We start from the raw sequence: 13,180 nt of genomic DNA, 5'->3' as shown, positions 1-13,180 counted from the left end.
TTCAGATATTCCGCAGTTGAGGGTCCAGGACGTCGCGCAGCCAGTCTCCGACGAGGTTGTAGGAAAAAACCACGAACAGGATGGCGACGCCCGGCATGACCGAGATCCACCAGGCGGACTCGATGTAGTCCAGCCCTTCCGCCACCATGCCGCCCCAGGTGGGCGTGGGCGGCGGCACCCCGGCACCCAGAAAAGTCAGCGACGCTTCGACGATGATGGCCCATCCCACCTGAAGGGTGCAGAGCACCACCAGCGTGTTCAGGATATTGGGCAGGATATGGCGCAATACGATGTACAGGCCGCCGGCGCCGGCCACGCGGGCCAGCAGCACATAGTCGCGTCCCTTGATGCTCAGGACCTCGCCGCGCACCAGCCGCGCGAAGCGGGCCCACAGCACCAGTGCCAGCACGATCACCACCACAATGAAGCTGGGTCCTACGGTGACCGCAAGCACCAGGGCAAGCAGGATGCTGGGAAACGCCAGGAAGCCGTCGGCCGAGCGCATGATGAGCGCGTCGATCCAGCCGCCGCGATAGCCCGCCACCAGGCCGAGCACCGTGCCGACGAATCCGCCCAGGAGTATGGTGGTGACGGCCACGCCCAGCGATACCTGCGCGCCCAGGACGATGCGGCTGAATATGTCGCGCCCCAACCGGTCGGTGCCCAGGGGATGCTCCCACACGCCGCCGGCGAATACCGGCGGCTGCAGGCGCGCGCCCGGGTTGATGGCCAGTGGATCGTGCAGCACCAGATAGTCGGCGAACACCGCCGCGAATACTGTCAGGGCCACCATGAGCAAGGCGATAACCGGAAATCTGTCAAAGGAGGAGAGCCTCCGCCATGCCAACGTTGTCATACCTAGGTCCTTACCCGCGGATCGATCAGCCCGTAGCTCAGATCGACCAGAAAATTGATTCCGACGATGATCGCGGTATAGACGAGCACCGATAGTTGCAGCACGGGGAAATCGCGCCACAGCGTTGATTCGTATGCCAGGTAGCCCAGGCCCGGCCAGCCGAACACCACCTCGATCACCACGCCCGAGGCAATGATGACGCCGTACATGAAGCCAATGAAGGTCACCACGGGGATCAGCGCATTGCGCAATGCGTGCTTCCAGACGACGACCCGTTCGGACAGGCCCTTGGTGCGCGCGAGCTTGATGAACTCGGCGTCCAGAACCTCGAGCATCGATGAGCGGAGCAGCCTCACGATGCCGGCGCTGATGCTCCATCCGAGCACGACGCTGGGCAATATGTAGTGCTGCCATGTGCCGACACCCGAACTGGGGAACCAGCGCAGCCCGACGGCAAAGACAAGAATCAGCACGATGCCGAGCCAGAAGGCGGGCGTCGATTGACCCAATAGCGCGAACCCCATGCTGAACCTGTCCCAGCCCTTGCCTCGATGAACCGCCGCGAGCACCCCCAGCGGCACGCTGATCAGGAGCGCGACGGCGAGGCCGGCCGTCGCGAGGATAAGCGTGCGGCCGACGCGGTCGAACACCAGTTCGGTGGCCGGCGCGCCGGTGCGTATCGACGTGCCGAAGTCCCCGCGCAAGGCGTCGCGCAGGAAGATCATGTATTGGCTGGCGATAGGCTTGTCCAGCCCCATCCGCTCGATATAGGCAATGCGCTCGGCCGGTGTCGCATCCGTCGGCAGCACCAGGTCGGCGGGGCTGCCTGACGAGCGCGCCAGCACGAAGACGATCAGGCTGGTCATGAGCAGCGTCATGAATGCCTGGAACAATCGGGAAAGGATGAGTCGCGCCATGGCCGTACCCGCCTATGCCATTGCGCCGATGGGCACGGCCATGCGTACGTTCTGAATGTCGACCACGCCATGCGGATGCGCTTTGAACCCCGATACGTGCGGCGCCCAGCCCACCAGTACATTGGCCGAGAACAGTGCCATGACGGGCAGTTCGGCACGTATGATCTCCTGGATCCTGGCATACAGGCCGCGCCGCTCGTTGTCATCGGTGCTGTGCCTGGCCTGATACGCCAGGGCATCAACCTCGGCGTTCGAGTAGCGCCCCGCGTTGAATACGCCCTCCGTGCAGAACTCGCGCTGCAGCAAGGTATCGAAATGAGGACGGCTTGCCGTGCCCTGGATGGCCATCTGCCAGTTGCCCCGCATGTACATGTAGGGCCACCAGGGCGGGTCGTCGTAGGAACTGGCCTCCAGGCGTATGCCGACCGCTTCCAGGTCCTGCGCGACGCGCGCGGAGATGGCGGGCAGCGGTGCAGTCGTGGGATGCACGACCTTGATGGTCAATCCGTTTTCATAGCCGGCTTCGCGCAAGAGCGCGCGTGCTTTATCGGGGTCGTAGCTTACGGGTTCCACCGGATGCGCCCATGGGTCATCATGCGGCAGGACCCCTTCGCCCGGGCGCGCCTGCCCGCCCATGACGTCACGGATCAATGCCGTCCGATCAACCGCGCAAGCCACCGCATGGCGCACTCGCGCGTCGTTGAACGGCGCTTCCTGACAGTTGAAGCAAAGCAGCACCCGCGCCTGGGACGGCGCCGCCATGGTCTGCAGCAAGCCTGCGTCTTCCAGCCTCTGGGCGGCCGAGCCAGGCACGCTTTCCACGATGTCGGCGGCCCCGCTTTCGATGAGAGCGACGCGCTGGTTCACATCCGGCGCGTAGCGGATTTCCACCGCATCGACATTGGCATCGCCCCGGCCACGGCCGTCGATATGCCGTTCCAGCTTGATATGGCTGCCGCGCACCCATTCTGCAAGACGGAATGCGCCCGTGCCGCAGGGTTGCTCCACCGTGTCGTCCACGATGTGGGTGCGCCATGCCAGGTTGTTCAGGAACGCGTCGTTCGGCGTCGAGAACTCGAACGCCACCTTGTGCTCGCCCAGGACCTTCACTTCTTCCAGGCCTTCATAGTCCGCCGCCAGCACGCTGTCGCTTTTGCCGTCGAAGATTTGCCCGAACACCCGTGCAACGTCTGCCGCGGTAAAAGGGCGGCCGCTATGGAAGCTGACCCGATCGTCAAGATCGAAGGTGTAGCGCTTGCGGCAAGAGGATACTTCCCAGCGCAAGGCAAGCTCCGGCGCGATCTCGCCATCGTGGCCAATGCGCACCAGGCTTTGGCAGATCATCTTCAGAATGACCGTGGCCGCGCTGGAATCGGAATTGAACGCGTTGGGCGCCAACGCAATGGTCTCGTGCTTGAAAAGCAGGCGCAACACCTGGCTCATGCCGTCTCCTGTTGTGAATTCTTTTGGTATACCAATATGACACCGAAAAAATTCCAGGTCAACCAAGGGTTATCCCGAAAGGGGGTCGCAGGGGGTCAGACCCTATGGGGTCTGACCCCGTGTAGGAGCGGCGGCTGGGATTGTGGGGTCAGACCCCATGCGGGGGCTGACCCTGGCTGAGACAGGTTTTGGGGTCAGACCCGTACGGGTCTGACCCCGGTGGCTGTGGCGACGGGTTCTGGGGTCAGACCCCGCATGGGGTCTGACCCCCTTCGCCGCTGGATAAATGCAGTTTCACCGCCTCATGAAACGCAAGCAGTGCCGCGTCTTCAGCGCCTTTGGTGGACCAGGCCGCCCAGAGCTGAGGCTGCACGGGGCTGTCTTCGATCGGCACATAGGCGACGCCGGTGATGCGCGCATCACGCATGCTGGCGGGCACCAGGGCGACGCCCAGGCTCCGGCCGACGCACGAAACCGCGGTGTGCCAGTGCCTGACCTCGTGCCTGACCACGGGACGGAATCCCGAAGACATGCATACGGAGATCAACTGGTCGTAATAGGCGGGCGAGACGCCTCGGGAAAACAGGATGAAGTTTTCGTGTTCGGCCTCGGCCAGGCGGACGCCGCCGGCACTGGCCAGCCGATGTCCCATGGGTACGCACAGGACGAAAGGCTCAGATGCGATGAGTTCGCAGGCCAGCGTGTCCGGCACGGCGGAGGTATGCAGGAAGCCGTAATCGATGATGCCCCGCTGCAGCGCCGCGACCTGTTCCCGGGTATTCAATTCCACCAGGCGGATTTCGACGCCCGGGCGCTCGCGCTCGAAGGACTCCAAGACCTTGGGCAGCCCCCGGCAGAGCATCGAGCCGAAAAAGCCGATGCGCAGGATGCCCGACATTCCCTTGCTGACCAGCCCGGCGGATTCGACCGCATAGTCGATCTGCGACAGGCTGCGCAATACCTCTTCATAAAAGACCACGCCCGCCGAAGTGAGCCTCAGGGGTGTCGATGCGCGGTCGACCAGATCGAACCCGACTTCCGTCTCCAACTGGCGTATCGCCACGCTGAACGGCGGCTGCGAGATATTGCAGCGCTCCGCCGCGCGGCCGAAGTGCAGCTCTTCGGCCAGTGCGGCAAAGTATCGCAAGTGTCTGAGTTCAATGCGTGTTCGTACCATTCGAAGGAAGTATGACGGTTTACGTTATCGGTATTGGACACGCCTCGCGGTCGGAAAGGAGAATCTTGGGAAAGAACTTTCATTCGCGAGGCAACAGCATGCTGACCAAGACCCTGGAAACGATTCCGTCCGCGCTGCCCCTGATCAAGATACCCGACGGTCATGGGCGCAACCTGTATGACACAGACCGGGACTTGCCCGGACTGCTGCGCTTGTACCTGAGCGCGGCCGAGGCCGAGCATTTCCTGCCGCATCTGCGCCGTCTGGGCAAGGTGGCCGGCGAGCGCCTGGATGACCTGGCCATGCTGGCAGACAAGTATACCCCTCAGCTTTCCACGCGTACGCGGGCCGGCGAGGAGCAGGACGAGATCTACAAGCACCCTGCCTACGTCGAGCTCGAACGCTGGGCGTTTTCGGAGTTCGGCCTAGCCGCCGCTTCCCATGTGCCCGGCGTGCTGGGCTGGCATGAGCCTTTGCCGCCTGTCGTCAAATACACCTTGTTCTATCTGTTTTCCCAGACGGAATTCGGCTTGACCTGCCCCGTGAACATGACGGATTCGCTGTCGCGGACCCTGAAGAAATACGGCAGCCAGGCGTTGATCGACGCGTATCTGCCCAAGCTTACGAGCCTGGATTTCGACGACCTCTTCCAAGGCGCCATGTTCATGACCGAGCAAGGCGCAGGGTCGGACATCGCGCGCACCGAGACTCAGGCCCTCAGGCATGGCGACTCGTGGTTGCTGTATGGCGACAAATGGTTCTGCTCGAATGCCGATGCCGAAGTCGCCATGGTGCTGGCCAGGCACGAAGGTGCGCCCGAAGGCATGGCGGGCGTATCGCTGTTTCTGCTGCCTCGCACCTTGTCCGATGGCAGCCGCAATCACTATCGTATCCTGCGGCTGAAGGACAAGCTCGGCACGCGTTCGATGCCCAGCGGCGAAATCCGGTTCGACGGCGCCGAAGCCTATCTGGTCGGAGAGCTGGGCCGCGGCTTCCAGCAAATGGCTGAGATGGTCAACAGCTCGCGACTGTCCAACGGCGTGCGTTCGGGCGCCCTCATGCGTCGCTCGCTGACCGAAGCGCTCTACGTCGCGCATAATCGCCGGGCGTTCGGCAAGCTCCTGCATGAGCTGCCGCTGATGCGCCGCCAGCTCGACAAAATGGAGCTGCTGACCGAGCAGGCCCGCTCCTTCGGCTATCAGGTTGCGCGCCAGCTGCAATTGGCGGATCAACAGGACGAGCGCGCCGCGGCATTGGTGCGCTTGCTGACGCCCATCATCAAGTTCCGGTCGTGCCGGGATGCGCGCAAAGTGGCCGGCGATGCCATGGAAGTGCGCGGCGGCTGCGGATACATCGAAGAATGGGTCGAGGCCCGGCTCGTCAGGGATTCGCACCTGGGATCCATCTGGGAAGGGACCAGCAACATCGTCGCCCTGGATGTCTATCGCGCCTGCAGGAAGGTCGCGGCCCTGGACGCGTATGAAAGCCATTTCGGCGAACTGCTCGACGCGGCGGGCGATGGCGCGAGCCAACGGCTGCGCCCGCTGCTCGCCACCACGATACGGCTGGCGCAAGACAATATCGATCGCGACGCGCAAGAAAACGCCCGCGAAGTGTGCTCGCTGCTTTATCACATGGCGACAGCGATCATCTTCGCCTGGGAAGCGTCGCACGAAACCCTGGCCCATCGGGCAAAGCTGCTGGACGCGGTCGTAACGCACCGGCTCGACCCGCTGGTTTCCCGCCTGGCGCGCGGATAAGCACTTTCAACACTACAAGGAGACACCATGAATCGACGTTCCATCCTGAAAATAGCGGCCTTGGCGCCAATGGCGATTTTTGCCGGCCTGGCCACCATGGGCGCCATGGCGCCCGCCCATGCCGACGCCTTCCCAAGCCGGCCCGTGACGATGGTGGTTCCCTTTACGCCGGGCGGTCCCACCGACGCCTTGGCCAGGACCTTCGCCAATGCGCTGCACGAGCAGCTGGGCCAGTCCATTGTCGTGGAAAACAAGCCGGGCGCGGCCGGCAATCTGGGCGCCGCGGCGGTCGCACGGGCCAAGGCGGACGGCTACACCCTGCTGTTCGCCAGTTCAGGCCCTCTGCTCATCAACGCCTCGCTCTTCAAGAATCCCGGCTTCAACGCCCGCAGCGACTTCACGCCGCTGGCCTACATCGGCGAGATTCCCAACGTGCTGGTGGTGAACGCAAAAACCGAGGCGAACGATCTCAAGTCCTTTGTCGATTCGCTCAAGAATCGCTCGGACGTTTCCTACGGCTCATCGGGCAACGGCAGTACCAACCACCTGATCGTCGAGAAAATGAAGAAGGACCTCGATGCCAACTGGGTGCACATTCCGTACAAGGGCACCGCTCCGGCGCTCAACGACTTGATCGGCGGCCAAACCACCTTCATGTACCTGGACGTCCTGACCGCCGCAAGCCATGTGAAGAGCGGCCGGCTGAAAGCCCTGGGCATTGCATCGCCGGAGCGCTCCAGCGTGCTGCCCGACGTGCCGACCTTCAACGAACAAGGCGTGCCCTCCTTGAACCGTGGCGTCGCCTTCGGCGTGCTGGCACCCGCGGGACTGCCCGAGCAGGAAAAGCAGACGCTTGCCACGGCGGCGCGTAAAGCCATCGAGTCGGCAAAGATGCAGGAGTTCCTGTCCAACCAAGGCGTGCAGCCGGGCTCCATCACCACGCCCGACGCGTTCGGCCGCTATATCGATGAACAGATCGGCACCTGGGGCGAAGTCGTGAAGCTGGCCAACATCCAGCCAAGCTGAATACGCATAGGAGTCGAAGTTGTCCGAGCATACGAACGCCGTATTGGCCGATATCCAGGTTCTGGACATGACCCGCGTCCTGGCGGGGCCATGGTGCACCCAGACCCTCGCCGACATGGGCGCCGAAGTCATCAAGATCGAAAAACCGGCGGCCGGCGACGACACCCGGCATTGGGGCCCGCCCTTCCTGCTTGACGAAGCCGGCATGCCCACCGACCAGGCGGCCTACTTCACCTGCTGCAATCGGAACAAGAAGTCCATCACTCTTGATTTTTCGCGCGAGGAAGGCGCGCGGTTGATACAAGAGCTGGCCTTGAAGTCGGACGTCTTCGTCGAGAACTACAAGGTCGGGGGCTTGAAGCCCTATGGCCTGGATTACGAGACGCTGTCCGCGCTCAATCCGCGCTTGATCTATTGTTCGGTCACCGGTTTCGGGCAGACCGGACCCTATGCCAAACGCGCCGGCTACGACCTGCTGGTACAGGCGGCCAGCGGCATGATGAGCATCACCGGGGAGCCGGCCGACAAAGGATGCGCAAACGGCAGCCGGGTAGGTGTCGCCATCACGGACATCTTCGCCGGGCTGTACGCCGCCACGGCGATCCTGGGCGCCTTGCATGAGCGCAAGCGCACGGGGCTCGGACAGCATATCGACATTGCCTTGCTGGACGTCGGCATGGCCGTCCTGGCCAACCAGGCATCGGGCTATCTGAACACCGGCGCCGTCCCCCGCCGCAACGGCAATGTGCATCCAAGCCTGGTCCCCTATCAGGACTTCAGCACGCTGGACGGAGCGGTCCTGCTGGCCATCGGCAACGACAGCCAGTTCGCCAGATTCGCCGCGGTGGCGGACAGGCCCGACTGGGCCACCGACGCCCGCTACGCGATGGGTCCGATGCGCGTGGAAAACAAGGACGAACTGCTGCGCCAGGTGTCCCAGGCCATGGTCCGCAAAACAACCGCGGACTGGATACGGGAACTGGAGGCGGTGGGCGTACCCTGCGGCCCGGTAAACAATATTGCGCAGGCTTTCGAAGACCCGCAGGTCATCGCAAGAGAGCTGAGGGTCCGCCAACCGCAGCCGGATGGCTCGCCGGTCCCCCATATCGACTCCGTGCGCAGCCCGATCAGGTATTCGCGCTCGCCCATGAGCCTGCACAGCCCACCGCCGACGCTGGGGCAACACACGGATGCCGTCCTGCAGGCCGCCGGGCTGGCGAAAGGGGAAATCGCCCATTTGAGGGACGAGGGTGTTTGTTGATGGGGTCAGACCCCATGCGGGGTCTGACCCCGGTGGCGATGAAGGGCAGGTTTTGGGGTCAGACCCCGTACGGGGTCTGACCCCACAGCAGCGGGCGGAGCGGGGTCAGACCCTACACTCTGCAGGCTCAGACCCTATAGGGTCTGACCCCTACACCGCATAAACCAGTTCCAGGCTCATCCCCGTACGCGACATCCCTTCGACTGCGGCCGCGTCTGCAACCCCCACCAGAGTGCCCAGCAAGGTTAGTTCGCCCGCGTCGACGTTGGAGTTCGCGGCAACACTGTCGTTCCAGTATTGGATTTGCGTGTCTCCATCCACTTCCATCAGCAGGATGGCTTGAATGCCGTTGCGCGCGCCGGTCAGCGCTGCGTTCGCGGTGGCGGCGGGATCGTTTGCGGCATCCGTGATTCGGATGATGCCGCTGAAGTTGGCGGGCAGGCTGGCAAGGTCGAAGTTCGCCGCGGCGCTGGCGGTGCCCGACACGGACATGGTTCCGCCGGCCTCCAGATTCTGGCCTTCGGGGCCGAATCCGTCCTGGCGGAAGACCAGCTTGTCCTGCGCTGTATCAAAGCCGTTGATGACGTCGCCGGTCTCGCCGCCGTCGTCATGGCTGAGATACGCCACGCGGTCCATCGCCGCGCCTGCGGCGCCCAGGCTTAGCGTGTCGGCGCCCAAGTTTCCAATGGAAATCAGGATGGCGCCATTTTCGGTCGCCATGCCTTGGACGTCGATGTCATCGTCCGCCGCAGTTCCCCGCAACTCGACGGATTCCGCCATCGCGTCCAAGCCGTTCCCTCGTATGGTCAACTCGCCTCCCGATACGGAGTCCGAGTTGAGTACGAAGATGAGTCCATCGTCCTGCAGCTCGAGCACGTTGTCCGTGAACTCGATCCAGGTCGAAATATCCATCAGATTGACTTCCCCGGTGCCGAGCAGGTCGGTGGCTGCGCCGTCGACCATCACCATGCCGTTGCCGGAAATGGTGTTCGTGTGATCGTAGCCGATCCAGTCGTTGAACTCGGCTGCGTCCGCCATGCTCAGCACCAGCGTTACGTCGTCGCCCAGAGCGATGTCCGCCTTGACGCCGGCGAGCCCAAGCGCAATGTCGCCGCTGCCGTCTATGGTTATGCTCTGCAGGCTGTCGGCAAGAAGTTCACCAAACGACCCGATCGAATTGTCGCCGTCGATATCAATGGACAGGCTGGCGATGTTGGCGCTTGCCACCGTATTGCCCGCGCCCAGCATGCTGATGGCAAGGACGGTAAGCGTGCTGTTGATCATGCCCAGTTGCTGCTGGCCGAGCAGCGCCGCGTCGGCGTGGTAGCGCACCGTGTAGGCGCTGTCGGACACGTCGGACGCCCCGATCAACACAGGCTCGCGTACATCGGCAACCACGAGGTCGGCCGCCGAAGCGTCGTTCCAGATCTCTTCCATGCCGGTCGCCCGGCTCAGGTAGATTCCCGCGCTGGTGCCGGCGGCAGGCTCCGCTTTCAGGAACAATATTTCGACATTGCTGATCGAGGGCGCCATGCTCGCGGAGGATGCCGGGTCCGCCTGCGCGTCAAGGGTCGCGAACAGCGCGTCCCATTCGGCTCCGCCATCCAAAGTAAGGCCCCGGCTCACTGCGGCGGAACTGAATGCATAGAATTGGTCCTCGTCGCTGCCGCCCGTGACGATGAACTGGCCGTCGGCATCCATATTGGGCAAGTCCGGCAAGATCACATAATTCGGCGCGTCGGGCAGTTGATACGGCGAATCGTCCAGGCTCAGCTGCAGCGGCTCTTCGGGTGTGCCGAGGCCCTCGCCTGGCAGTTCGAACGTGGGCGGCAGGACCGTACCGGGAGGAATTTCCACGCCATCCGGGATCACCAGCTTTACTCCTTCCGGCGGTACGAAGTCCAGCGGGATGGGCAAGTCCGATGGCGGTACCCAATCTGGCGGGGACTCGAACTCGGGCAGGAACGGCGCAACTTGCGCCACGCGCGCCAACGCCGAAAACGCATCGCCGGACTCCAAGGCCTGTTGGAATACCGGATCCTCGGAAAACAGCCACAGATCCACGCCGCGGCCCAGGTCGCGCTCTTCAAAGATGCCGTAAGTGATCAGATGCGCGATCGCCGAGGTCTGCCCCGCGCCCACGGCGGTCGCCACGTCGGGATTCGCATCCAGGTATGCGCCAAGATCGATGGCGGGATTGATGTATCGCCGTTCATTCTGGCCATAAAGCAGAAAATGCTCGGTCGCCGACATGACGCCCTGCTCGACCGCCGCGGCGACATCCCGGTTCTGCTGAAGATAGAACGCCACATCGAAGAGATCCAGCGGCGAGCGGCCCTCCCCCGCGCCATAGAGGATGAAGTGGTCGTAAGCGGTCATGTCGCCCCGATCGACCGCTGCAGCGACATCGGGGTTGGCAGTCAGATACTGGCCGGTGTTGAACAAGGGGCCCGGGGACCGCCCTTCGGCATTGCCATACAGATCAAAATGCTGGCGGGCCGTCATCAAGCCAAGGTCTACCGCCTCGCCGACATCGGGGTTCTGCTCCAGGTACCACGGCTCATTGAACAACGAAAGATTCGCAGCCATCATCGCCTCCACGCAAGGGCACAGAAATAGAAGCTACAGTGCAACGATCTTACGTAGATTGGCGTCGAAATAAATTCGCCATGTGGACTAGGACTTTGGGATGTGGGGTCAGACCCTATAGGGTCTGACCCCGGAGCTACGGCGTTGGGGTCAGACCCCGTACGGGGTCTGACCCCTTACTTAATAGAAAATGGATTAGTCCTGCGCCGTACCCGACCCTTTGACCCATGTGGTCAGCAGTCTAAAGCTCGAAGCTATATGGTAATTGTCGGATAGCGTCAGCAATCGTTCATGCTTGTCGCGATATGATCGAATGATTCTGAGAGCCAGGCTGCCTTCCGGAAGCTCAAGCCGAGGTAGTGCGATATCAGGCATCAATGCCGCTTCGATCTCCTGGTCGATCTTCACGACTTCTTGACCGTAGTCGTCTTCCAGTTGGCGCAGAATACTGGGATGATGACCGTGCAGCGTTTCCTTGATCCTTTCAAACTCAGGTCGCAGCATGGCTCGCGTGTAAGTAATGATAGTGCCCTGGTCGACCAAACGGCGGTTGGCATGCCACACAACCCAGTTGGAATCCGGTTCACAACTCATTCGCCGCGCCTCGTCTTCCTTCACCGTTACGCGCTCTTCACGAAACACCTCTAGGCTTGTTCGGTCGGTGTATTCCATGAATTCCTTCATGGATCCCAGTGCTGCGGCGAGAATCGGCTGCTCCATACGCGGACGATCAGAAATAATCACCGTCCCACGGCGTGGCTGGCGCCGGATCATTCCGCAATCTACCAGCCTTCGCGTTGCTTCACGCACCGTATGACGACTGACCCCGTAAGCCTTGCTTAGCTCTGCCTCGGTCGGTAGTAGCGAACCAACCGGATACCGTCCCGAGCTGATGTCGTGCAACAAACATTGATGGAGCCAAGCGTAGCGGCTTGGCGCCCGGTTGTTGGTTTCCATATTCTCGGCGGAATCCGACGCCTTACGGGCGAGATCCTTCAACATTAGAACTCCAAAAATCAATTGCAAATTAATTGTACGTACGTTAGCATCTTTCACAACAATCTTTATGTACGTACAATTAAATTTACAAGACCGACATGTTTACCCTGCTTGGGGACGTCGTTTTTATAACCGAAGCATTGTTACCGCTTGTCGGCTCGATGTAAATCAACCTTAGGGCAATACGATGGCAAGAGACATTATTTTGCGGGAAGTAGGATTGCGGGATGGCCTGCAAATTCATCCCGGCTTCATGGCAACCGAGCATAAGCTGGCTTGGATAAAGGCCGAAGCGGAGGCCGGCATACAAGAAATCGAAGTGACGTCATACGCGCCTGCTCGTATATTGCCTCAGTTTGCCGATGCGGAAGAGGTCACCGTCAAAGCCACACGTATTTCTGGCTTGACGGTATCGGCGTTGATACCCAACCTGCGCGGAGCCGAACGAGGGTTCGACCTTGGAGCCCATAAGCTGAACTTCGTGGTCTCGGTAAGCGAAACGCATAATCTAAAGAACGTGCGACGAAGCCGCGCCGAATCCCTGGAGGACTTCAAGAACGTCGTTGCCTTGGCCAAACGCCTGCCCGCGGAAGCCCGCCCGAAAGTATGCGGAGGACTTGCAACCGCGCTGGGGTGTTCATATGAAGGCTCCATCGCCGTTTCCGAGGTCGTCCGTGTTGCCGTAGCCCTGGCCGAGGCGGGAGCCGATGAAATCACTATTCCGGATACCGTGGGGTACGCCAATCCAACATTGGTTCGGCAAGTATTCTCGGCTGTCTCGAAAGAGCTGGGACAGCTTCCTATCGCAGCCCATTTCCACGACACTCGCGGCACCGGCCTAGCCAACGTTGTCGCAGCTATAGATTGCGGAATCCGCTTGTTCGACGCTTCCTTGGGCGGGTTGGGCGGCTGTCCCTTCGCCCCCGGAGCCAGCGGAAACATCGTTATGGAAGATGCCTGTTTCATGATTGAAGCAATGGGCTTCTCTACCGGAGTCGATATCGACAAGCTTATTGCTGTCCGACAGATCGTCACTGAAGCACTGCCCGATATAGAACTACATGGAGCTATTGCACGCGCAGGCCTGCCGCGCGGCTTTGTGTACCCGGCATCCGCCAACGCCAATGCAGCGTAGCGCGCAACGAAAGCCCA

Annotated in this window: 10 protein-coding genes; 4 read left to right on the top strand and 6 right to left on the bottom strand. The window is 61.8% G+C overall.

Translation table 11 applies throughout. The features are described 5' to 3' along the window. Position 1: 1 nt before the first annotated feature. The 4 genes from ACSBPU_RS02410 to ACSBPU_RS02395 all read right to left on the bottom strand — a co-directional run bounded on the left by ACSBPU_RS02410 (position 2) and on the right by ACSBPU_RS02395 (position 4,363). Entirely contained in the window at positions 2-856 is an 855-nt protein-coding gene (locus ACSBPU_RS02410; RefSeq protein ID WP_442595271.1) for an ABC transporter permease, read from the bottom strand. Between the two features lie 2 nt (positions 857-858). Next, on the bottom strand, positions 859-1,773 hold the full coding sequence (locus ACSBPU_RS02405) for an ABC transporter permease (RefSeq protein ID WP_442595269.1): 915 nt from the start codon (positions 1,771-1,773) through the stop codon (positions 859-861). Positions 1,774-1,785: 12 nt separating this feature from the next. After that, positions 1,786-3,216, bottom strand: a complete 1,431-nt coding sequence (locus tag ACSBPU_RS02400; RefSeq protein ID WP_442595267.1) for an ABC transporter substrate-binding protein — start codon at positions 3,214-3,216, stop codon at positions 1,786-1,788. Between the two features lie 244 nt (positions 3,217-3,460). Next, positions 3,461-4,363, bottom strand: a complete 903-nt coding sequence (locus ACSBPU_RS02395) for a LysR family transcriptional regulator (protein WP_442595265.1) — start codon at positions 4,361-4,363, stop codon at positions 3,461-3,463. Positions 4,364-4,491: 128 nt separating this feature from the next. Here ACSBPU_RS02395 and ACSBPU_RS02390 point away from each other — a divergent pair, with 128 nt between their 5' ends. The 3 genes from ACSBPU_RS02390 (at position 4,492) to ACSBPU_RS02380 (ending at position 8,440) form a co-directional block, all read left to right on the top strand. Next, positions 4,492-6,153 carry an acyl-CoA dehydrogenase family protein gene (locus tag ACSBPU_RS02390; RefSeq protein ID WP_442595263.1) on the top strand — a complete coding sequence of 554 codons (1,662 nt, stop codon included), beginning with the start codon at positions 4,492-4,494 and terminating at the stop codon, positions 6,151-6,153. A 27-nt stretch (positions 6,154-6,180) separates the two neighbouring features. After that, on the top strand, positions 6,181-7,179 hold the full coding sequence (locus tag ACSBPU_RS02385) for a Bug family tripartite tricarboxylate transporter substrate binding protein (RefSeq protein ID WP_442595261.1): 999 nt from the start codon (positions 6,181-6,183) through the stop codon (positions 7,177-7,179). 67 nt (positions 7,180-7,246) lie between these two features. Further along, positions 7,247-8,440, top strand: a complete 1,194-nt coding sequence (locus tag ACSBPU_RS02380) for a CaiB/BaiF CoA transferase family protein (RefSeq protein WP_442598510.1) — start codon at positions 7,247-7,249, stop codon at positions 8,438-8,440. 150 nt (positions 8,441-8,590) lie between these two features. Here the strand turns inward: ACSBPU_RS02380 and ACSBPU_RS02375 are convergent, their stop codons facing one another. Continuing rightward, on the bottom strand, positions 8,591-11,032 hold the full coding sequence (locus ACSBPU_RS02375) for a hypothetical protein (protein ID WP_442595259.1): 2,442 nt from the start codon (positions 11,030-11,032) through the stop codon (positions 8,591-8,593). Positions 11,033-11,224: 192 nt separating this feature from the next. Beyond that, positions 11,225-12,031 carry a GntR family transcriptional regulator gene (locus ACSBPU_RS02370; protein WP_442595257.1) on the bottom strand — a complete coding sequence of 269 codons (807 nt, stop codon included), beginning with the start codon at positions 12,029-12,031 and terminating at the stop codon, positions 11,225-11,227. 184 nt (positions 12,032-12,215) lie between these two features. Here ACSBPU_RS02370 and ACSBPU_RS02365 point away from each other — a divergent pair, with 184 nt between their 5' ends. Next, a complete protein-coding gene (locus ACSBPU_RS02365) occupies positions 12,216-13,163 on the top strand; it encodes a hydroxymethylglutaryl-CoA lyase (RefSeq protein ID WP_442595255.1) in 948 nt (315 codons plus the stop codon). Positions 13,164-13,180: the final 17 nt, after the last annotated feature.

Origin of the sequence: Parapusillimonas sp. JC17 (genome assembly GCF_052180245.1) — a bacterium.
In the GTDB taxonomy this organism is placed as follows: domain Bacteria; phylum Pseudomonadota; class Gammaproteobacteria; order Burkholderiales; family Burkholderiaceae_B; genus Parapusillimonas.
The sequence above is the reverse complement of the archived record's forward strand: the minus strand, read 5'-3'. Positions and strand labels throughout refer to the sequence as shown.

Coding starts and splice junctions, on each gene's coding strand:
- ACSBPU_RS02410 (WP_442595271.1), bottom strand. CDS start 856: ATGACAACGTTGGCATGGCGGAGGCTCTCCTCCTTTGACAGATTTCCG.
- ACSBPU_RS02405 (WP_442595269.1), bottom strand. CDS start 1,773: ATGGCGCGACTCATCCTTTCCCGATTGTTCCAGGCATTCATGACGCTG.
- ACSBPU_RS02400 (WP_442595267.1), bottom strand. CDS start 3,216: ATGAGCCAGGTGTTGCGCCTGCTTTTCAAGCACGAGACCATTGCGTTG.
- ACSBPU_RS02390 (WP_442595263.1), top strand. CDS start 4,492: ATGCTGACCAAGACCCTGGAAACGATTCCGTCCGCGCTGCCCCTGATC.
- ACSBPU_RS02385 (WP_442595261.1), top strand. CDS start 6,181: ATGAATCGACGTTCCATCCTGAAAATAGCGGCCTTGGCGCCAATGGCG.
- ACSBPU_RS02380 (WP_442598510.1), top strand. CDS start 7,247: ATGACCCGCGTCCTGGCGGGGCCATGGTGCACCCAGACCCTCGCCGAC.
- ACSBPU_RS02375 (WP_442595259.1), bottom strand. CDS start 11,032: ATGATGGCTGCGAATCTTTCGTTGTTCAATGAGCCGTGGTACCTGGAG.
- ACSBPU_RS02370 (WP_442595257.1), bottom strand. CDS start 12,031: ATGTTGAAGGATCTCGCCCGTAAGGCGTCGGATTCCGCCGAGAATATG.
- ACSBPU_RS02365 (WP_442595255.1), top strand. CDS start 12,216: ATGGCAAGAGACATTATTTTGCGGGAAGTAGGATTGCGGGATGGCCTG.